The sequence below is a fragment of the Pseudomonas sp. GW822-FHT06D10 genome (assembly GCF_058799535.1).
This window is the reverse complement of sequence record NZ_JBXALN010000002.1, coordinates 881,379-900,930: the sequence shown is the minus strand read 5'-3', so window position 1 is coordinate 900,930 and position 19,552 is coordinate 881,379. Positions and strand designations below refer to the sequence as shown.

At 65.4% G+C, this 19,552-nt stretch carries 23 protein-coding genes; 13 read left to right on the top strand and 10 right to left on the bottom strand.

The genetic code is table 11. The annotated features are described in order from the left end of the window. Positions 1-51 precede the first annotated feature (51 nt). Both AC1RL5_RS09700 and AC1RL5_RS09695 read left to right on the top strand, forming a co-directional pair. The gene (locus AC1RL5_RS09700; protein WP_207239879.1) at positions 52-2,106 is read left to right on the top strand and encodes a S9 family peptidase; all 2,055 of its coding nucleotides are present in this window, start codon (positions 52-54) and stop codon (positions 2,104-2,106) included. A 102-nt stretch (positions 2,107-2,208) separates the two neighbouring features. Further along, positions 2,209-2,682, top strand: coding sequence for a cyclic nucleotide-binding domain-containing protein (locus AC1RL5_RS09695; protein ID WP_011059844.1), 474 nt, complete (start codon positions 2,209-2,211; stop codon positions 2,680-2,682). Positions 2,683-2,712: 30 nt separating this feature from the next. On the opposite strand, the gene AC1RL5_RS09690 is transcribed toward AC1RL5_RS09695, so the two are convergent. Further along, positions 2,713-3,024 (bottom strand): hypothetical protein, encoded by a 312-nt coding sequence (locus AC1RL5_RS09690; RefSeq protein ID WP_011059843.1) that lies wholly within the window; start codon positions 3,022-3,024, stop codon positions 2,713-2,715. 75 nt (positions 3,025-3,099) lie between these two features. Between AC1RL5_RS09690 and AC1RL5_RS09685 the strand changes: the two genes are divergently transcribed. The 4 genes from AC1RL5_RS09685 (at position 3,100) to AC1RL5_RS09670 (ending at position 5,332) form a co-directional block, all read left to right on the top strand. Continuing rightward, positions 3,100-3,786: a spermidine synthase gene (locus tag AC1RL5_RS09685; RefSeq protein WP_015634551.1), complete on the top strand. Its 687-nt coding sequence runs from the start codon at positions 3,100-3,102 to the stop codon at positions 3,784-3,786. 49 nt (positions 3,787-3,835) lie between these two features. Then, positions 3,836-4,213 carry a YajD family HNH nuclease gene (locus AC1RL5_RS09680; RefSeq protein ID WP_011059841.1) on the top strand — a complete coding sequence of 126 codons (378 nt, stop codon included), beginning with the start codon at positions 3,836-3,838 and terminating at the stop codon, positions 4,211-4,213. A 197-nt stretch (positions 4,214-4,410) separates the two neighbouring features. Further along, positions 4,411-4,878 carry an RNA methyltransferase gene (locus AC1RL5_RS09675; protein ID WP_011059840.1) on the top strand — a complete coding sequence of 156 codons (468 nt, stop codon included), beginning with the start codon at positions 4,411-4,413 and terminating at the stop codon, positions 4,876-4,878. A gap of 82 nt (positions 4,879-4,960) precedes the next feature. Next, positions 4,961-5,332: a YgaP family membrane protein gene (locus AC1RL5_RS09670; protein ID WP_011059839.1), complete on the top strand. Its 372-nt coding sequence runs from the start codon at positions 4,961-4,963 to the stop codon at positions 5,330-5,332. A 43-nt stretch (positions 5,333-5,375) separates the two neighbouring features. Here the strand turns inward: AC1RL5_RS09670 and AC1RL5_RS09665 are convergent, their stop codons facing one another. Further along, entirely contained in the window at positions 5,376-6,611 is a 1,236-nt protein-coding gene (locus AC1RL5_RS09665; protein WP_207239878.1) for a hypothetical protein, read from the bottom strand. 45 nt (positions 6,612-6,656) lie between these two features. Beyond that, positions 6,657-7,106: a YcgN family cysteine cluster protein gene (locus AC1RL5_RS09660; protein ID WP_015634549.1), complete on the bottom strand. Its 450-nt coding sequence runs from the start codon at positions 7,104-7,106 to the stop codon at positions 6,657-6,659. A gap of 274 nt (positions 7,107-7,380) precedes the next feature. On the opposite strand from AC1RL5_RS09660, the gene AC1RL5_RS09655 reads away from it, so the two are divergent. Continuing rightward, complete coding sequence (locus AC1RL5_RS09655) at positions 7,381-7,974, top strand: nitroreductase family protein (protein WP_207239877.1); 594 nt, start codon at positions 7,381-7,383, stop codon at positions 7,972-7,974. Between the two features lie 113 nt (positions 7,975-8,087). Here AC1RL5_RS09655 and AC1RL5_RS09650 read toward each other — a convergent pair whose 3' ends face one another. From AC1RL5_RS09650 to AC1RL5_RS09635, 4 genes are all read right to left on the bottom strand, one after another. Next, positions 8,088-9,020 carry a D-2-hydroxyacid dehydrogenase gene (locus tag AC1RL5_RS09650; RefSeq protein WP_093404133.1) on the bottom strand — a complete coding sequence of 311 codons (933 nt, stop codon included), beginning with the start codon at positions 9,018-9,020 and terminating at the stop codon, positions 8,088-8,090. Between the two features lie 120 nt (positions 9,021-9,140). Beyond that, complete coding sequence (locus AC1RL5_RS09645) at positions 9,141-9,434, bottom strand: YcgL domain-containing protein (protein ID WP_011059834.1); 294 nt, start codon at positions 9,432-9,434, stop codon at positions 9,141-9,143. Further along, positions 9,431-10,564, bottom strand: a complete 1,134-nt coding sequence (gene rnd, locus AC1RL5_RS09640; RefSeq protein WP_011059833.1) for a ribonuclease D — start codon at positions 10,562-10,564, stop codon at positions 9,431-9,433. The genes AC1RL5_RS09645 and rnd overlap by 4 nt, the downstream gene beginning before the upstream one ends. 122 nt (positions 10,565-10,686) lie before the next feature. After that, positions 10,687-11,349, bottom strand: coding sequence for a class I SAM-dependent methyltransferase (locus AC1RL5_RS09635; RefSeq protein ID WP_492584556.1), 663 nt, complete (start codon positions 11,347-11,349; stop codon positions 10,687-10,689). 163 nt (positions 11,350-11,512) lie between these two features. On the opposite strand from AC1RL5_RS09635, the gene AC1RL5_RS09630 reads away from it, so the two are divergent. Next, positions 11,513-12,301, top strand: a complete 789-nt coding sequence (locus AC1RL5_RS09630; RefSeq protein WP_019093311.1) for a transporter substrate-binding domain-containing protein — start codon at positions 11,513-11,515, stop codon at positions 12,299-12,301. On the opposite strand, the gene cynR is transcribed toward AC1RL5_RS09630, so the two are convergent. Beyond that, a complete protein-coding gene (cynR, locus tag AC1RL5_RS09625) occupies positions 12,274-13,164 on the bottom strand; it encodes a transcriptional regulator CynR (RefSeq protein WP_011059830.1) in 891 nt (296 codons plus the stop codon). The genes AC1RL5_RS09630 and cynR overlap by 28 nt on opposite strands. Positions 13,165-13,273: 109 nt before the next feature. Between cynR and AC1RL5_RS09620 the strand changes: the two genes are divergently transcribed. From AC1RL5_RS09620 to AC1RL5_RS09600, 5 genes are all read left to right on the top strand, one after another. Continuing rightward, a complete protein-coding gene (locus AC1RL5_RS09620; RefSeq protein WP_011059829.1) occupies positions 13,274-13,933 on the top strand; it encodes a carbonic anhydrase in 660 nt (219 codons plus the stop codon). A 36-nt stretch (positions 13,934-13,969) separates the two neighbouring features. Then, positions 13,970-14,440, top strand: a complete 471-nt coding sequence (gene cynS, locus AC1RL5_RS09615; RefSeq protein ID WP_011059828.1) for a cyanase — start codon at positions 13,970-13,972, stop codon at positions 14,438-14,440. Positions 14,441-14,648: 208 nt separating this feature from the next. Then, on the top strand, positions 14,649-15,833 hold the full coding sequence (locus tag AC1RL5_RS09610) for a cyanate transporter (RefSeq protein WP_019093310.1): 1,185 nt from the start codon (positions 14,649-14,651) through the stop codon (positions 15,831-15,833). A gap of 16 nt (positions 15,834-15,849) precedes the next feature. Beyond that, on the top strand, positions 15,850-16,758 hold the full coding sequence (locus tag AC1RL5_RS09605) for a DMT family transporter (RefSeq protein ID WP_207239874.1): 909 nt from the start codon (positions 15,850-15,852) through the stop codon (positions 16,756-16,758). Positions 16,759-16,938: 180 nt separating this feature from the next. Next, complete coding sequence (locus AC1RL5_RS09600) at positions 16,939-17,877, top strand: LysR family transcriptional regulator (RefSeq protein ID WP_072451020.1); 939 nt, start codon at positions 16,939-16,941, stop codon at positions 17,875-17,877. A gap of 3 nt (positions 17,878-17,880) precedes the next feature. Here the strand turns inward: AC1RL5_RS09600 and AC1RL5_RS09595 are convergent, their stop codons facing one another. Further along, positions 17,881-18,246, bottom strand: a complete 366-nt coding sequence (locus AC1RL5_RS09595) for a 5-carboxymethyl-2-hydroxymuconate Delta-isomerase (protein ID WP_011059824.1) — start codon at positions 18,244-18,246, stop codon at positions 17,881-17,883. 82 nt (positions 18,247-18,328) lie between these two features. Continuing rightward, the gene (locus tag AC1RL5_RS09590) at positions 18,329-19,516 is read right to left on the bottom strand and encodes a low temperature requirement protein A (protein WP_492589269.1); all 1,188 of its coding nucleotides are present in this window, start codon (positions 19,514-19,516) and stop codon (positions 18,329-18,331) included. Positions 19,517-19,552: the final 36 nt, after the last annotated feature.

Sequence of the window (19,552 nt, the reverse complement as noted above, 5' to 3'; positions counted from 1 at the left end):
GCTGCACCGCCGTCTGCCCAGCCCTCATTTGTCATCGCCCGAGAGCCACCCATGCCCTTAACCGCCAACGACAGCAGCGCCCCGATTGCCCACAAGGCCGAAGGCGCTGACCCGTATGCCTGGCTGCAGGAACGCGACACCGACGCGGTGCTCGATTACCTGAAGGCTGAAAACAGCTACCTGGACGCCCAGTTGGCGCATCAGGGGCCCCTGCGTGAAACGCTGTTCCAGGAGATCAAGGGGCGGATCCTCGAAACCGACCTGTCCCTGCCCTCGCCCTGGGGCCCGTACCTGTACTACACCCGCACCACCGCCGGCGACGAATACGCCCGCCACTACCGCTGCCCGCGCCCGGCGGACGACAGCCTGACGGTGGACGAAAGCCGCGAGCAACTGCTGCTGGACCCCAACGCCCTGGCCAATGGCGGCTTCTTCTCCCTCGGGGCCTTCAGCATCAGCCCCGACCACCAGCGCCTGGCCTACAGCCTCGATACCACTGGGGAGGAAATCTACACCCTGTTCGTCAAGGAACTGGCCAGCGACAAAGTCAGCGAGCTGTCCTTCGACAACTGCGACGGCAGCATGACCTGGGCCAACGACAGCCTGACCCTGTTCTTCGGCGAGCTGGACGATACCCACCGCCCGCACAAGCTGTTGCGCTACCGGCTGGATGGCACCGCCGCCGAGGAAGTGTTCCACGAGCCGGACGGACGCTTCTTCCTGCATTGCTACCGTTCCAGCTCCGAACGCCAACTGCTGCTGTCCCTGGGCAGCAAGACCACCGGCGAGACCTGGGCCCTGGACGCCACGCAGCCACAGCTGCCGTTCACTTGCCTGGCGCCGCGGGTCGAAGGCCATGAATACGATGTCGACCACGGCCTGCTGGACGGCCAATGGACCTGGTTCATCCGCAGCAACCGCGACGGCATCAACTTCGCTCTCTACCAGGCCGCGGACAACGGCGTGATCCCCGAGCAGGACGACTGGCAACTGCTGGTGCCGCACAACCCCGAGGTGATGCTCGACGGCGTGACCCTCAACGCCGCCGCCATGACCCTGAGCCTGCGCGAAGGCGGCCTTCCGATCATCGAAGTGCACCCCCGGGACCTGCCGGTGTACCGCGTGCAACTGCCGGATGCGGCCTACAGCCTGCACGTGCAGAACAGCCTGGAGTTTTCCAGCGAGCGCATCCGCCTGCGCTACGAGGCCCTGAACCGCCCGGCCCAGGTGCGCCAGCTGCAACTGGCCGACGGCCAGCAGCAGGTGCTGAAGGAAACCCCGGTACTGGGCCCGTTCGACCCCGAGGCCTACGTCAGCCAGCGCCTCTGGGCCACCGCCGCCGACGGCACCCAAGTGCCCATCAGCCTGGTGGTCAAGCGCGACTGCCTGGGCCAGCCGACGCCGCTGTACCTCTACGGCTACGGTGCCTACGGCGAAAGCCTGGATCCCTGGTTCTCCCACGCCCGCCTGAGCCTGCTCGATCGCGGCGTGGCCTTTGCCATCGCCCACGTGCGCGGCGGCGGCGAGTTGGGTGAGGCCTGGTACCGCGCCGGCAAGCAGGAACACAAGCAGAACACCTTCAGCGACTTCATCGCCTGCGCCGAACACTTGATCGCCCAGGGCCTGACCAGCGCCCAGCAGTTGGCCATCAGTGGCGGCAGCGCCGGCGGCCTGCTGATCGGCGCGGTACTCAACCAGCGCCCCGAGCTGTTCAAGGTCGCCATCGCCGAAGTGCCCTTCGTCGATGTGCTCAACACCATGCTCGACCCGGAGCTGCCACTGACCGTCACCGAATACGACGAATGGGGCAACCCCGAGGAGCCCGAGGTCTACGCACGGATCAAGGCCTACGCGCCCTACGAGAACGTGCGCGCCCAGGCCTACCCGGCAACCCTGGTGATCGCCGGCTACAACGACAGCCGCGTGCAGTACTGGGAAGCGGCCAAGTGGGTGGCCAGGTTGCGGGCCACCAGGACCGACGACAACCCGCTGCTGCTCAAGACCGAGCTGGGGGCCGGCCATGGCGGCATGAGCGGGCGTTACCAGGGATTACGTGACGTAGCCCTCGAATACGCCTTTATCCTGAACATTCTGGGCCTGGCCTGAGGAACTCCCGGCGGCGTTCCTGTCTTAACCCAGAACGCCACCGGCAACCGCCGGACCGGGCCCGCGCCCGTGTAACAGACACAAGAAAAAGACCGTGACCCCATGTCCGAACCCACCTTACTGAACAACGAGATCCGCGACTGGCTGATGGACTGCGGCCTGTTCGACCAGTTGTTGCCCGCCGACTTCAACGCTGCGGCCGGCTACTTCAGCATCAGCAGCATCGCCGAGGGCGAAGCGATCTTTCATGAGGGCGATGCCGGCAGCTTCATGTGCATCATCCACAGCGGCCAGGTAGCTGTGCAAAAGCGCAACCACGACGGCCAGCCCCTGACCATCGCGACCCTGCGCAGCGGCCGGGCCTTTGGCGAAATGGCGGTGCTCGATGGCGAGCGACGTTCGGCTACCTGCGTGGCCGCCAGCCATTGCCAGTTGCTCAACCTGGGCAAGGACTCCCTGGAGAAGATGCTCAACGATGCGCCAAAGATCGCCGCCAAGATCATCCGCGCCCTGGCCGTGTCGCTGTCCAAGCGGCTGCGCATGGCCGACGGCCAGTTGCTCGCGCAGCAGATCTGAGCCCCGGGGTACCCACGCCCACTACATCCATCAACCCTGAACCTTGGGTTTGCTGTCGTTCTGCTCCAGCCCTGGCAGGGTCTGGTCCTTGGGCGGCTTGGGCATGTCGATCGGCGGCAGCAGGGGCGCGCTGCCACTGCTGCCGGCTTTCGGCGTGCTGGGCGGGGTGACTTGCGGATAAGGCGTAGGGGTCGCGGTACCCGGGGTGCCGAGGGTCGGCGCCGGGGTCACCACCGGGGCACTTTGCGGCTCGTCGGCCAAAGCCGGGCCGGCACCAAGCGCCAGGGCAGCGGTGAGGGCGAGCGCCGCTTGGGCAATCACCGTTAGAATAGTGCGCTTCATCAATGGCTCCATTGCTATTGTCTGGCGTCAGGCTACTCCCAACCGGGGCGTTTTGCCTTCCTCAATGAGATCTCCATGAAACGTTTCGTACTGCTGGACACTACTGCGATTCCTGAAAACGGCGGTGCCTTGTGCCTGTTCGAATACGGTGAGGATTTCGTCATCAAGATCCAGGGCGGCGACGGCGGCCAGTTGATGAACACACGCATGCACGGTTCCGAGGACGCCCTGGCGCAGATCCCTTGCAGCAAGGTCGCCGGGCGCCCGAACTCACGGGTGCTGATCGGCGGCCTGGGCATGGGCTTCACCCTGGCCGCGGCTCTCAAGCACCTGGGCAAGAGCGCCGAGGTGGTGGTCGCCGAGCTGGTGCCCGGGGTGGTGGAATGGAACCGTGGCCCGCTCGGCGAAAAGTCCGGCCGGCCGCTGCTGGACCCGCGCACGGTGATCCGCCTGGAAGACGTGGCCAAGGTCCTGCAGGCCGAGCCCCAGGGCTTCGACGCGATCATGCTCGACGTCGACAACGGCCCCGAAGGCCTGACCCAGAAAGCCAACAGCTGGCTCTACTCCAGCGCCGGCCTGGCCGCCTGCGCCCGGGCCCTGCGGCCCAAGGGCATTCTTGCGGTGTGGTCGGCCAGCGCCGACCGGCAGTTCTCCGAGCGCCTGCGCAAGGCCGGCTTCAAGGCCGAGGAAGTACAGGTCTTCGCCCATGGCAATCGCGGCACCCGGCACACCATCTGGATTGCCGAGAAGCTCAAGGCCTGAGCTAAACTTTGTCCATTACCGTCATTAGTCCTTCTACAAAGGTGAACCCATGAGTTCGTCCACTCCCCCGTCCAACACCGCCAAGCTGGACCGTATCCTTGCCGACGCCCAGCGCGACCGGGAAATGGGCTACCGCGACAAGGCACTGAAAATGTACCCCCATGTCTGCGGCCGCTGCGCCCGGGAGTTCTCCGGCAAGCGCCTGAGCGAGTTGACTGTGCACCACCGCGATCACAACCACGACAACAACCCCCAGGACGGTTCCAACTGGGAACTCTTGTGCCTGTACTGCCACGACAACGAGCACTCGCGCTACACCGACCAGCAGTACTTCGGCGAAGGCTCCCTGAGCACCCCGAAAGTCGCCAAGGCGACCCACAACCCGTTCGCCGCCCTGGCCGGGTTGATGAAGAAAGACCCGGAGTAAGCACCAGCCGCCGGGCATATTGTGGCCAGCGAGCGTGCTCCCGTTCGGCGGCAAGGCAGCCGTAAACCCTGTGCCCCCGGCCGGCCTGCTACACCGCATTGGCCGGCGTCGGGAGCAAGCTCCCTCGCCACAACAAGCCACCGAGCCGTGGGCAATCCTCGTATAATCGCGCTCTTTTCCCCCAAGGCGCTTTGTTCGTGGCAAACAAAAGGTACAGCTGCATCGGTTTGTATAACCCCAAGTCACCGGAGAACGTCGGTTCGGTGATGCGCGCCGCCGGCTGCTATGGCGTCGCCTCGGTGTTCTACACCGGCAAGCGCTATGAGCGGGCCCGCGACTTCGTCACCGACACCAAGAAGGTCCACCAGGACATTCCGCTGATCGGCATCGACGACCTGAAGAAAATCCTCCCCCTGGGCTGCATACCGGTGGCCGTGGAACTGGTCGAGGGTGCCCGCCCACTGCCCGAATACACCCACCCGGATCGCGCCCTGTACATCTTCGGCCCGGAAGACGGCTCCCTCGACAAGGAGATCCGCGACTGGTGCGAGGACGTGGTCTACATCCCCACCACCGGTTGCATGAACCTGGCAGCGACAGTCAACGTGGTGCTCTACGATCGCCTGGCCAAGGGCAACAACACCCGCTCCGGTCCCAAGTTCTGAGCACACGCCGGTCATTGTCCGGGAACCTGTGACGCCTTCGTGCAGTCAGCCTTGTATCCCTTACCGCCCTTGGAGACAGATCATGAGCGAGCGCAAACAGCTGCAAACCATCGAATCGACCCCGTTCCAGAGCCAGCCCACCCAGAATGTCCAGGGCTGGGAGCGCATCGGCTCGCTGGCCGGCGGCGTGGTGATGATGGGCAAGGGCCTGCGCCGTGGCGGCGTATTCGGCCTGATCCAGGTAGCCATCGGCGGCGTGGCCCTGGCCCGGGGCATCACCGGGCACAGCTCGGCGAAAAGCCTGCTGGAGAAAAGCCGCCAGGACATGAACAACGTGCGCAACAAGATCGAACGCGCTGCAGAAGAGCTGCGCAACCTGAAAGCCGATGCCGAAGCCGCCGGCCGCAACGCCAAGGCCGCCAGCAATGATGAAGTGAAGGTGCCCAAGGCCTGAAGCCGGGGCGTCCTCATGGACGCCTGGGGCCAACCGCGCCGGGTCAGCGCAGCAGGCTGGTGTCGAGGACCCTGGAGGACTCGCCCAGCACGCTTTCACTGAGCTGGATGAATTCGGCGGTGCTGACGCTTTCCAGGCGCATCGCCGCTTGCAGGACATCGTCCAGGGAGCGCTTGTTGCGGGTCTTGAGGCGAATCTCTCGATCCAGCTCCTGCAATAGCAACACCGCCTTGGCCACTGTGGCGCTGTCCACCTGTTCGCCGCGCAGGCTGGTGACCTTGTGGCCGTCCCGGGCCAGGCGCTTCTCCAGCACCTGGTAACGTTCATCGCTGATGCCACCGGCACGGCGCAGCAGCTCGATGGCGTAGTACTGCGCCAGCCCTTCACTGATCCAGTCGCTGCGCTGGCTGTCGTTGATCCGTGCCAGAGATTGCACCAGCTCCCGCAGCAAGGGGCTGGCGCCGCTCTCGCTGACCAGCGGCAGGCGGCTGTGCAGGAACAGTGAATCGCGCCCGGCCAGGCTGCCGCGCCACATCGGATCGGCCGCGCCGACGATCAACAGCTTGCTCGGCTGGCGGGGAAACACCGCCTGCACCTGCGGCCAGACAAAGGTCAGCAGGGTCAGCACATCCATGCGCCGCATGCCCTGGCCCAGTGGCGAGACCACGCTGACGTCGGTTTCCCCCAGGCGCGTGCGGCGGCTGCCCAGGGTGCCGGCGAGCATCCAGCCGGCGGGACGGTCGAACAGCCGCGAGGGGTTGTCGATGCGAAAACGGTGCTTGCCAATCCGCGGCCAGGCGGTCTCGATGCTCTTCCAGCTGGCTGGCAGTTCGAAATCCAGGCGCGCCACCAACTCGATGCCGTCCTGCTGGTCCAGGTGCGCCGGCGGCACCAGGGTTTCGCCGCGCAGCAGGGCCCAGTTGGCAGTACTGCGGCTGTCATAGCTGCCCTTCTTGATGCTGTGGTTCAGGCGTACCCGGTAGCTCAGGCTGGCCTTGCCGCTGGCCGGGCGCCAGACCCCACGCTGACCGCCGGCACCGGCGGGGGCGGCCTGCCATTGGCCGTCAGCCTTGAAGTCGCTGTAGTCGCCGGTCGAGCCCAGATCGAAATCCAGGCTGCGCAGCGCCGCGCCGTCGGCCAGGGTCAGGCGCACTTCGGCCTGATCGCTCTGGGGCAGGAAGCGCACGTGATAATCCAGATCGACCTTCTTCGCCGCAAACGCCGATGCGCTCAATGCCAGCATCGCAGCGGCCAGCGCCAGCTTCGCCCCCACCCTCATACCCTCTCCTTGCTATTGAAACCTTGAAGCCGGCGCGGCGAACCCTCAGCCTGCGCGGAAAATCAGATGATCCTCCCAATCCTCTTCCGCCACGCTGCCTTCGGCGAGCATGCGGCCGGACTGGGAAATACGTTCGTGGTGCACCGCATCGCGGTCGCCGCACACCAGGTGGTGCCACAGGGGCAGGTCCTTGCCCTCGCTCACCAGGCGGTAGCCGCAGGTGGGGGGCAGCCACTTGAATTCGTCGGCCTTGCCCGGGGTCAGCTGGATGCAGTCGGGCACCGAGTCGCGGCGGTTGGGGTAATCGCTGCACTGGCAGGTCTTGAGGTCCAAAAGCTTGCAGGCGATGCGTGTGTAATAGACGCTGTTGTCGTCCTCGTCTTCAAGCTTTTGCAGGCAGCACAGACCGCAGCCATCGCACAACGACTCCCATTCGTCCTGGTCGAGTTGTTCGAGGGTTTTGCGTATCCAGAAAGGTTCGACTTTGGCGGCCATGGCTCAAGCATCAGTATCCGAGGGTGAAAAGGCCGCCAGTCTAGTGCCGAAGAACCGGCGGGCCAAGCGCTGGCGACTGTCGGTAGGCCAGGACTTGTCAGCGGGCCATGGGCACAGTAGCTTTGCCCCTCGGACCGACCCGCGTCCGTGTGCCATTAACGCTTGACCGCGTTGCACCCGGCAAACCGCACGGGGTCAGGAATACCCCTTCGCTCAGCTCATCTGCGCTTGCCGGTTTATTCCACTCATCTCACATGCTGCCAGGAGTTTTTCCATGAGCGCCAACACTCGCGTTGCCGACTACGCCATCCACCCGCAGTTCACCCAGCGCTGGTCGCCCCGGGCCTTCACCGGCGAAAGCATCCCCGAAGAAACCCTGCTGAGCTTCTTCGAAGCCGCACGCTGGGCGCCTTCGGCATACAACTCGCAGCCCTGGCGCTTCCTCTATGCCCGCCGCGACACGCCGAACTGGGAACGCTTCCTCGGCCTGCTCAACGAATTCAACCGTGGCTGGGCGCAACACGCTTCGGCCCTGGTGATCGTGATTTCCAAGACCACCTTCACCGTGCCCGGCGCCAGCGAGGAAACCCCGGCCCTGTGGCACACCTTCGACACCGGTTCGGCCTGGGGCCACCTGGCCCTGCAAGCCAGCCTCAGTGGCTGGCACACCCACGGCATGGCCGGTTTCGACCAGGAACTGACCCGCAAGGAACTGAAGATCCCCGAAGGCTATGCCGTGCACGCCGCCGTGGCCGTGGGCAAGCTGGGAGACAAGTCGACCCTGGCCGACTACCTCCAGGCCCGGGAAGAGCCAAGCCCGCGTCGCCCCCTGAGCGAAACCGTGGCCGAAGGCGATTTCAACCTCTAAAGCCGCGATCGCCTCTGTAGGAGCGAGCTTGCTCGCGAAGCCCTGAAGGGCGCCGCGCTTGCCTGGCAAGCGCGGCTTTCGCGAGCAAGCTCGCTCCTGCGATCAGGTCCGTTTCAGTAGCCGCGAGCGAAATCCACTTCGCCGCGCAGGGCCTGCCCAGCCTGATAAGCCCGCAGGTTGTCGACGAACAACTGCACCATCAATTCCGGCGAGGTCGGCGCCGAACTGTGGCCCGTCAGCAGCAAGCCCCAGGCGGTCCAGAACGGATGCCGTTGCGGCAAGGGCTCCTGGCGGCAGACATCGATCACCGCCCCCGCCAGATGCCCATCCTTGAGGGCCTGCACCAGGTCCGCATCGACCACCGCCACGCCCCGGCCAACATTGATGAACAACCCCGTGGGCTTGAACTGCTTGAACAGCGCCGCGTTGTACAGGTCGTGGGTGCTCGGGGTGTTGGGCAGCAGGTTGACCACGTAGTCCACCTCCCCCACCAGGCGCCCCAGGTCTTGCAGGCCGGCCACTTCGATAAAGGGCGCCTGCTCCCGGGGCTGGCTGGCGATGCCGTACAGCTTCACGCCAAACGGCAGGAGGAACTGCGCCACGCTCTGGCCGATGTCGCCGGTGCCGACGATCAGCACCTTGCGCCCCACCAGGCTCTGGCCCAGGCGGTTGTCCCACTTGCGCTCGACCTGGCTCACCAGGCGCGCCAGCACCTCGCGCTCATGGCCCAGGATGTAGGTCAGCACGTACTCGGCCATCACCTGGCCGAAGATGCCCACGGCCCGGGTCAGGCGGTAGTGCCGCGGCAGGCCGTCGGCCAGCAGCGGGGTAATGCCGGCCCAGGTGGATTGCAGCCACTGGGGCTGGTGCCCCTGGCGCAGCAGGGTGGCCAGCAGGTCCGGCTGCCCCAGCCAGACCGGACAATCCGCCGCCAACCGTGCCAGCTCGGCGGAGTCGCCACTGGTCAGCACTTCCAGCTCCGGGGCCGCCTGACGCAACAGGCGGGCATAAACAGCGTGATCGTGTTCGGCAATCAGAACGCGCATGGCTCAAACCTTAAAAAACGGTGCAGGCAGCCGCCGACGGAGAATCGCTCCATCGATCAAGGCGGCTGCCAGGTCAGTCAGTTGCACTTACAAGGACGCCCGGGACCGGGCGTCTACAGGTCAGACCGGATCATTGCGACGCAGCAGCTCTTCGGGCAAGTGCTCGATGTACTCGTCCTCTGCCGGTGGCATCTGCAGGTGGTAGCCCTGCTTGTCGAGGTTTTCCAGCACCTGGTGGATGTCCTCGCGGGACAGCTTGCGCTCCGGGCTCAGCACCAGGTCGAAGGCATGTTGCGGCTTGCCGAAGGCCAGCAGCAGGTTTTCCGGCACGCGTTCCAGAGCCTCGCTTTTAAGCACGTAGAGGTACATCTCGTTCTTGCGCGGGCTTTTGTAGATGGAGCAGATACGTTTCAAGGCTGTTCTCCGGCGGTGGCCAGGCTGTCCAGCAGCGCCTGGCCCATCAATTCGCGGCGCCAGCCACGCAACGAATCAGGCAATTGGTAAGGCCCGTTGGGGAAGCCGCTCTTGAGCAGGCTCTCCAGGGTTTTCTTGCGCAGCATCACTTCCGGGGCGATCCCCAGGCGCTCGGCCTGGGCCTGGCCAACGGCCTTGAGGCGCTTGAGCAGGGCTGCGGCTTCGATCGGCAGGGGTTCGGGCACGGCCGGCGGCCATTGATCCGGGCCGACGCTGGCGGTGCGCTTGATCAGGTCGAGGAGGAACTCGCCGTCCTGGCGCACGGTACGCGGGTGCATGTCTTCGATCTTGGCCAGCGCCGACAGGTTGTCCGGCTGGGTCTTGGCCAGGGGCCACAGGGCATGTTCGCGCACGATACGGTTGCGCGGCAGGTTGCGGGCACGGGCCTCGCGCTCGCGCCAGGCACACAGCTCACGCAAGACCGCCAGCTGGGCGCGGGACAGTTTCCAGGCCAGCTTGGCTTCGCGGTAGACCTCGTAGGGGTCCACTTCGCGGCGCAGGTTGGCCACCAGCTCGGCGCCGTCTTCCAGCACCCAGCGGTACTTGTCCTCGGACAACCTGGGCCGCAGTTCGGTGAACACCTGGGCCAGGTGCACGGCGTCTTCGGCGGCGTAGCTGACCTGGGTTTCCGACAGCGGGCGCTGCAGCCAGTCGGAACGGGTCTCGCCCTTGGGCAGATCGATGCCCAGGACTTCCTGCACCAGGCGCGAATAGCCCATGGAGAAACCCAGGTTCAGGTAGGCGGCCGCCAGTTGCGTGTCGAACAACGGCGCCGGCAGGCTGCCAGTCAGGCGCAGCAGGACTTCAAGGTCCTCGCTGCAGGCGTGCACCACCTTGACCACTGCCGGATTCTCCAGCAGGGCCGCCAGTGGCTGCCAGTTGTCGATGGTCAAAGGGTCAATCAGGTAGGCGCGCTGCCCATCGCCAATCTGCAACAGGGCGGCAATGGGATAGAAAGTGTCGACCCGCATGAATTCGGTGTCGAGGGCGACGAATGGCAACTGCTGCCACTGGGCGCAAAGCTGACCGAGGCTATCGTTGTCGCGAATCCAATGTATATCGATGGCCACACGGCTCTCCCTTGAAGAATGGCGCGCAGTATATATCGCCTCCGGCGATTTCCGAGCATTCACCCGACAAGAGCAAGTGAGAAACCATCTGCCGGAGGGCAAGAATAGTCCGAGACTCTGGGCTAACCCTGTTTTCTCAGCACATAGACTCGCGAAGGCGCCCAACCGGGCAGCAGGTCCCGATGGTCGAGCACTTCAAAACCGGCTTCGCGGAACTCCGCTTCCAGCCGCACCTTGCTGGCCAGCGGCGGCATGCCGGAGCTGGCAGAAGCGGGTCGGGCGATCTGCAACAGCGGTTCGATCCGCGTGGCCAGGATCACCGTGTCCCGGCTGACCCGGTAGAACTCGCGCAGCAGGGCCAGGCGATCCTCGCCCCGGGTCACGTGGGCAAAGAGTTGCATGCAGATGATGCAGTCCACCGCATTGGCCGACAGGCCGATATTGAACGCCGAGCTGTGAAAGGTCTTGACCCGTTTCAGCAGGCTGGCCGGGTGGTGGGTCTGGGCATGGTTCAACATGTCCTGGGAAGGGTCCGCCGCCAGAATCACCCGGTTGCCGTGCTCGCCCAGCACCGGCCAGTAGCGCCCGGCGCCGCAGGCCACATCCAGGATCAGCCCCGGCTCGCCGGCTTCCTTCAGGGCGTGACGCACCAGGCGTGCCGTGCGCCAGACGGCCAGGCGCACGCCAATCCCGGCTGGCCGGGGCTCGCGGCAGACGCGCGCGTGCTCCTGGTCGTAGCGCCGAGCGAACTCCAGTTCGATGGACGGTGGGGGATGGGACGACATGAACGGCGAACTCTTTTTGGAATCCAGGGGCCACAGGTTAACGTGCCATTCGTGAAAAAAAGGTCGAAAGCCCGCATCGCCTTCCAGCACCGGTACTTGCCTTGCCTGGCCGGCGGCTGGCGCCAATAATGCTCCGCCCCCCTGCCCCTCAAGGAACGATTCCATGCTCCCGCGCCTGCTGTTGTGTACCCTGCTGGGCCTCAGCGCCCCTGCCCTGAGCTTCGCCCAGGAGCCCACCTCGCACCTGGACCAGGTGATCGAGCGCGGCCACCTGACGGTCTGCACCACCGGCGACTACAAGCCCTACAGCTACCTGCGCGACGACGGTCACTACGAAGGCATCGACATCAGCCTGGCCGAATCCCTGGCCGAGAGCCTCGGGGTGCGGGTGAAGTGGGTCAACACCACCTGGAAAGGCCTGATGGCGGACTTCCAGAGCCAACAGTGCGACATCGCCGTCGGCGGTATTTCTGTGTCACTGGAGCGGCAGAAAAAAGCCTTCTTCAGCCAGCCCCTGGGCATCGACGGCAAGATCCCCCTGGTGCGCTGCCAGGATCTCAAGCGCTACCAGACCCTGGAACAGATCAACCAGCCCGAGGTGCGCCTGATCGAGCCACCGGGCGGCACCAACGAAATCTTCGCCCGGGCCCACCTGCCCAAGGCCAGCCTGACCCTGTTCGCGGACAACGTGACGATCTTCGATCAGTTGCTGACCCACCGCGCCGACGTGATGATCACCGACGCCTCGGAGGCGCGCTTCCAGCAACGGCACAAGCCGGGGCTGTGCGCAGTCAACCCCGAGCGCTACCTGCAATACAGCGAGAAGGCCTTTCTCCTGCCCCGGGACGATGTGGCCTGGAAAAGCTACGTCGACCAATGGCTGCACCTGAGCAAGGCCACCGGCGCCTACGACCGGGTGGTCAATCAGTGGCTGGCCGCGCCCTCGTCCTGATCCAGCAGCAGCTGCCGGAAAGCCTGGCAGGCGGCGCTGCGATAGGCGCCCTTGCGCCCCAGCAGCACCACGCTGCGCGGCGCTGGTGGTGACTGCAAGGCCAGGGTGCGCAGCCCCGGCTGCTCCCGGGCAATGGAGCTGGGCAGGATGGTCGCCAGTTGCCCGCGCCGGACCATCTCGACAATCGCACTGACCGAATTGGCCTCGGCGGCGATCGGCGGGGCAATGCCCTGCTGCCGGCAATACAGGTCGATGTGCCGGCGGGTGGCGAAGTCGGCGCTGAGCAGCACCAGGGGCTGGCGGCCCAGGGCCTCGGCACTCAGGGGCAGGCGCTCGGGCTGCGGATACTGCGGGCCGACCATCAGGCTCAGGGTCTCGATGAACAGCGCCTGACTCTCGATCTCCGCCAGGTGCTCGCCGGCGAAGGCGATACCCAGGTCCAGGCGGTCTTCGGCCAGGGCCGCCTCCAGGCGGTCCTGGGTCATTTCCTCGATGCTCAGGCCGATTCCCGGGTGCTGCCGGTAAAAGCGGCTGAGCAAGGGCCCGGCCAGGTAGGCGGTAAAGGTCGGGGTCAGTGCCAGGCGCAGCGAGCCGCGGCTCAGGTCCTGCACATCGTGGATCGCCCGCCTGGCCGCCTCCAGGTCCTGCAGGGCGCGGCGGGCATAGGCGACATAGGCCTGGCCGGCATCGGTGAGGCGCACGCTGCGCCCGGAACGGTCGAACAGCGGCGCCCCCAGGCCCTCCTCCAACTGCTTGATCTGTTGCGACAGGGTCGGCTGGGACACATGCAGCGCCTCGGCAGCCCGGGTGAAGTTGCAATGCTCGGCCACGGCCAGCAGGTAACGGATATGACGCAACAGCATGGGGAATTCCAACTATAGGCTGTACTTATGGAAAGAATAATAAGCCGGTCTTGGACGCTATAGCTGAAAACTTCCATCCTTGCCCCATCAGCGACGCAAGGAGAACCCCATGCAGAACATCATCGACGGCTTCCTCAAGTTCCAGCGCGAAGCCTTTCCCCAACGCAGTGAACTGTTCAAGCAACTGGCCAGCACCCAGAACCCCGGCACCCTGTTCGTCACCTGCTCCGACAGCCGGGTGGTGCCCGAACTGCTGACCCAGCAAGAGCCCGGCGACCTGTTCGTGATCCGCAACGCCGGCAACATCGTGCCCAGCTACGGCCCCGAGCCGGGTGGCGTATCGGCCACCGTGGAATACGCGGTGGCAGTACTGGGGGTGAGCGACATCGTCATCTGCGGCCACTCCGACTGCGGCGCGATGACCGCCATTTCCACCTGCAAGTGCCTCGACCACCTGCCCGCCGTGGCCAACTGGCTGCGCCATGCCGAGTCGGCCAAGGTGATCAATGCCGCCCGCCAGCACGCCTCGCCCGCCGAGCACCTGGACGCCCTGGTGCGCGACAACGTGATCGCCCAACTGGCCAACCTCAAGACCCATCCTTCGGTGGCCCTGGCCCTGGAGCAGGGCCGGCTCAACCTGCATGGCTGGGTCTATGACATCGAGAGCGGCGCCATCGTCGCCCTCGACGGCAACACCCAGCGTTTCGTCTCCCTGGCCGAGTACCCGCACACCTGTGCCCTGGCCAGCCAAGCTTCCAGCGCTGCCTGAGCAGCCCCCGTTTCGTCACTCAAGAGGAGTCACCCCATGCTGCAATCCCAATTCGCCCAAGCTCCACGCCTGGCCCTGGCCGACACCATCATCGACGCCAAGGCGCGCAAGAACCTGTCGTGGCAGGACCTCACCGACGGCACCGGGCTGAGCCTGGCTTTCGTCACCGCCGCTCTGCTGGGCCAGCACGCCCTGCCGGCCACCGCCGCCGACCTGGTGTGCGACAAGCTGGGCCTGGACCAGGACGCCAGCCGCCTGCTGCAGAGCATTCCCCTGCGCGGCAGCATCGCCGGCGGCATCCCCACCGACCCGACCGTGTATCGCTTCTATGAAATGCTCCAGGTCTACGGTTCGACCCTCAAGGCCCTGGTCCACGAGCAGTTCGGCGACGGCATCATCAGCGCCATCAACTTCAAGCTGGACATCAAGAAGGTCGAAGATCCGGAAGGCGGTTCCCGCGCAGTGATCACCCTGGACGGCAAGTACCTGCCGACCAAGCCGTTCTGATCCCGGGTTGCAGGTTGCTCCAGCGGTAGGTGCCTGCCGGGCGTGCGTATCGTCCGGTTTGCGGCCCTGCGGCCCGGATCGCGGCCTGCGGCAGCGGCTACAGGTCCGCGGTGTTATTTAGTTTTTAAATAACACCGCGGACTTTCTGATTTGCCCCCACTCCAGACCGAGCCGCCTAATCGGGTCCTTGTTTGTTGAAGGTCCGACCATGGAAAACGTTCGTGCAACTTCCCGCCCCGCACTCTGGCTGATGGTCAGTGTGATTCTGGTGGCGCTCAATCTGCGTCCGTCGATGGCCGCCGTCGGCCCGCTGCTGTCGGGCATTCGCGGCGATATCCCCTTGAGCTTCAGCCTGGCTTCCCTGCTGACCATGCTGCCGGTCATGGCCATGGGCCTGGCGATGTTCTTCGGCATGGGCATCAGCCAGCGCCTGGGCGAGCACCGCACCGTGGTCCTGTCGCTGCTGGTCATCGGCCTGGCCACGGTCTCGCGGCTGTTCATGGATTCGGCAGCCGAGCTGATTCTCAGCGCGGTGCTGGCCGGCATCGGCATCGCCCTGATCCAGGCACTGCTGCCGGCGCTGATCAAGTCGCGCTTTGCCGACAATGTCTCGTTGTTCATGGGCCTGTACGTCACTTCGATCATGGGCGGTGCAGCGCTGGCCGCGTCGTTCTCGCCCCTGGTGATGAACCACAGTGGCAGTTGGCGCCTGGCCCTGGCGATCTGGGCCGCCCTGGCGCTGCTGGCCCTGGTGTTCTGGTACGCCCAGCGCGCGGCCCTGCCCAGGCTGCCGGGCAAAGGTGGAGCACGGGAGTCCTTTGCCGGTAATCGCCGGGCCTGGCTGCTGGCGGTGTTCTTCGGCCTCGGCACCGCTTCCTATACCTGCGTGCTGGCATGGCTGGCGCCCTACTACGTGGAGAACGGCTGGAGCGAGCAGAACGCGGGCCTGTTGCTGGGCTTTCTCACCGCCATGGAAGTGATTTCCGGGCTGGTCACCCCGGCCATCGCCAACCGCAGCCAGGACCGGCGCCTGGTGCTGGTGGCCCTGCTGGTACTGATCATCGCCGGCTTCTGCGGCCTGATCCTCAGCCCCAAACACCTCAGCCTGCTGTGGCCGTGCCTGCTGGGCCTGGGAATCGGCGGGCTGTTTCCCATGAGCCTGATCGTCTCCCTGGACCACCTCAGCGACCCGCGCCGCGCCGGTGGCCTGACCGCTTTCGTGCAGGGCATCGGCTACCTGATTGCCGGGCTGTCGCCGTTGCTGGCGGGGATGATCCGCGACCAGCTGGGCAGCTTCGAATGGGCCTGGTGGTCACTGGCCGCGGTGATGCTGGTAATGATCCTCATGGCGCTGCGCTTCGATCCGAAGCATTACCGCCAGCACATCCGCTGAGCCGGGAGAGGCCATCATGAACCCGGTGAACTTCACCCAGGCCAACCTCGGCATGCTGCTGTGGGCGGTGCTGATTGCCGCTTCGTTCTTTGCCGCCGCCGAGGTCAGCCAGGCCATCGACCCGGTGCTGCTGACCGCCCTGCGCCTGTTGTTCTCGGCGCTGATGTTCGTGCCTCTGTTGTGGCTCAAGGGTTCGGCGCCCATGACCCTGGCCGGCTTGCGCGCCCATGGGCTGCTGGGCCTGCTGCTGGCGCTGTATTTCGGTTCGCTGTTCGAAGCCCTGCGCCATACCTCGGCGGTCAACACCGGGACCCTGTTCACCCTGGTGCCGCTCCTGACCCTGGTGTTCGAAGCCTGGCTGCTGCCTGGCAGCGGCCTGCGGCGCCGCCTGCTGCCGATGCTGGTGGCGGGGGCCGGGGCGCTGCTGCTGATCCTCAAGGGCGGCGCGCCAGGGCAATTGCCGTCGCTATACGCCATGGGTATCTACGCCCTGGGCTGCCTGGCCATGGCCGCCTACTCGCCGCTGAGCCAGCGCTTCACGGCCGGCAGCCTGCAAGGGCGCAGCCCGGCGGCCATGACCTTCTGGAACATGCTGTTCGGATCGCTGTTCCTGTTTGTCGCCAGCCTGGCCAGTGGCGGCTGGCGCAGTGCCGCGCTACTGCGCGGCAACGACCTGCTGTGGCTGCTGTACCTGGCGCTGTTCGCCACCCTGGCAACCTTCTGGCTGCTGCATCGGGCCATCGGCGTCATCGCCCCGTCCACGGTGATTTCCTACATCTACCTGAGCACCCTGTTCCTCACGCTGTTCCACTGGTTGTGGCTGGGCCAGGGGCCACAGTTGACAGAAATGCTCGGCGCCCTGCTGGTGGCCCTGGGCATGCTCGGCCTGGTGCGCGGCAGCCGCCCGACAGCCGCGGCGGCCTGAAATCTACCCGGGACAAGCACCATTGCAGTGCGCGAAACTGCGCAGGTCGTGTTATCGGACATTTATGTCCCGATGCTGTCCGCGAATCCCCGCCCCGGGCATTTAATTAGGACGATCGTTCCGCTAGCATCGATCCGGTTTGCGCGCCACCGGCGCCAGGTGCTCAGCGGGATGGAACGGATGCTCATCAGCAATGTGCTCAGAAAACTCGACATGCAGGACCTCATGGTCTTTATCGCGGTGTACGAGCAAAGCAGTGTCACCGGGGTTTCGGAAACCCTCTGCGTCAGCCAGTCGACCGTCAGCTACTGCCTGAAGAAACTGCGCAACGGCTTCGAGGACGAACTGTTCATCAACACCCGCACCGGCATGCGTCCGACCTACAAGGCCACCAGCATGTACAACCACGTGCTGAGGATCCTGGAGAGCATCAACCTGTGCCACAGCGGTGTGCCGGCCTTCGACCCGACCCGCCAGGCCGTGACCTTCAACCTCTGTGCCCCGGAATACTTCGAGCTGCTGATCCTGCCGCGCCTGCTCAAGGGCTTCGACTACGCCGACCTGCCGGTGACAGTCAACGTGCAGAAGCTGGAAAGTGATATTCCCGCCGAGGACCTGCGCGATGGCAGCGTCGACCTGGTGATCTGTTTCGGGCCCGACTTCCATCGCGGCCACGCCGACTTCAAGTCGCAGATGCTGCTGGAGGACGACCTGGTGTGTGTCTTCGACAAGCGTGCGACCCCGCCCAGGGAACCGCGCTTCAGCCTGCAGTCGTTCGTCGAGCGGCGGCACGTGTTTCCCACGCCCTGGACGTCGGACAGCAACATGGTGGACGGCTGGCTGGCGCGCCAGGCCCACAAGCGGCAGATCGTCGCCCGCTCCAACAGCTACAGCGCAGCGCTGAAGATGATCACCGGCACCGACTTCCTCCTCACCCTGCCCCGGCGCATCCAGGCACTGCTGGCCAACGAGGCAGTGTTCAACCATTGCGAGGCCCCCAGCGGCCTGCCGGGATTCAGCCTGGACATGCAATGGAGCCAGCACACCGATCAGGACAGCGCGCAGACCTGGTTCCGTGAACAGATAGTCAAGGTCTGCGCCGAGCAGGGCCTGGCCTGATCCTCAGCGGCCGACGGCGGCCTTGCTGTAGGACGCGCGGTCGATATCGACGATCTCCACGCACAGTTGCACCTGGACATCCGCCGGCCACGGCGCCAGATCCTGCAACACCGCCAGCAGGCTCTCGGACAACTGCTTCTTGACCTCTGGCGAACGGCCGCTGAGCAAGGCCAGCTTGACGTGGACAAAGCCGCGCTCGCCAATCCCGGTGCCGACCCGGAACGCTTCGACCTTGACTGCGCGGCTCTTGATGTCGAACTCGTCGGAGAACTGCCCGGACGCCACCAGCCCATGATTGAGTCGCAGCAGCGCCTTGTCGACGTCCAGTTGCGGCAGGTTGGCGGTGTATTCCATATGCAGGTGCGGCATGGCAAAGCTCCCGGTCAGTCAGGGGTAAAAAGGCGCTCCATACTACACAACCCGCCCCACGCCGCCGCAGTAGCCGTTAGCCTCATTGCCTGGACGCCGCCCTTTCCCGCAGGGCCAGGGTTTCCCAGGCCGCCACCAGCAGCATCACCAGGGTGGTCAGGCTGCCCAGCGCCAGGGCGGAAAACCACTGGTTCCAGGCCGCGGGCAACAACAGCAGCAAGGCCGCGAGCCCGGCCAGGTGCGACAGCGGCGGCAACGGCCGCTCGTTCATCACCCACTTGAACAGCGCGCAACCCAGCAGGAACAGCCAGGGCCCGCCGAGGATCACCAGCACCGCGGCCTGGCTGGCATGCTGCGGGTGCACCAGCACCAGTTCGTCGGCCACCGCACTGACGATGATCCCGGCGACGATCAGCACATGCAGGTAGGTGTAGGCAATACGTGCCTGGCGCCCCGGGTCGCTGGAGTGGGCGATGCGGTGGTGGGCACGCTCGGCGCCGCTGTCGAAATACACCCACCACATGGCAATGCTGCCCAGCACCGCCACCACGAAAGCCAGTACCCCTTCGGCACTGGTGGCCAGCTCGGCGAAGGTGGCGCCGGTGACCAGCAGGGATTCACCCAGGGCGATGATCACGAACAGAGCGCAGCGCTCGGCCATGTGGTTGCCTTCGACATTCCAGTCTTCCAGGGTCGAGCGGCCGAGCCCCGGTACCCAGAAATACAGCGACGGCGACAGCACCTCGATGGCCAGGGCCAGCCCCCAGCACGCCAGGCGCTGCGGGCCTTCGAGCAGGCCACCGGTGATCCAGAAAACGCCCGAGAACATCAGCCACAAGAGGATCCGCTGGAAGTTGCGGGTCATGTTCAGCGGCTCGCCGCGCACTGCCCACAGTGAATAGGCGGTGCGCCCCACCTGCATGAACACATAGGCGCCGGCGAACAGCAGCCCACGCTCGCCGAAGGCCTGGGGAATCGACGAGGACAGCAGCAACCCGGCCACCATCAGCACGAACAGGCCGAGGCGGATTGGCAGGGCTTCCGGGTCCAGCCAGTTGGTGATCCACGAGGTGAAGATCCACACCCACCACACCGCCACCATCAGCAACGCCACCTGCAGCGCTCCGCCCAGGGACAGATGAGCCAGCAGGGAGTGGGACAGTTGGGTCACGGCAAACACGAACACCAGGTCGAAGAACAGCTCGACCATGCCAACCTTGCCGCTGTCGTGGCTGCCACGCCCACGCAACAGGGAACGGGAACGACTCATGGGCACACTCCACCGATCAATGTTTCAACAGACGAT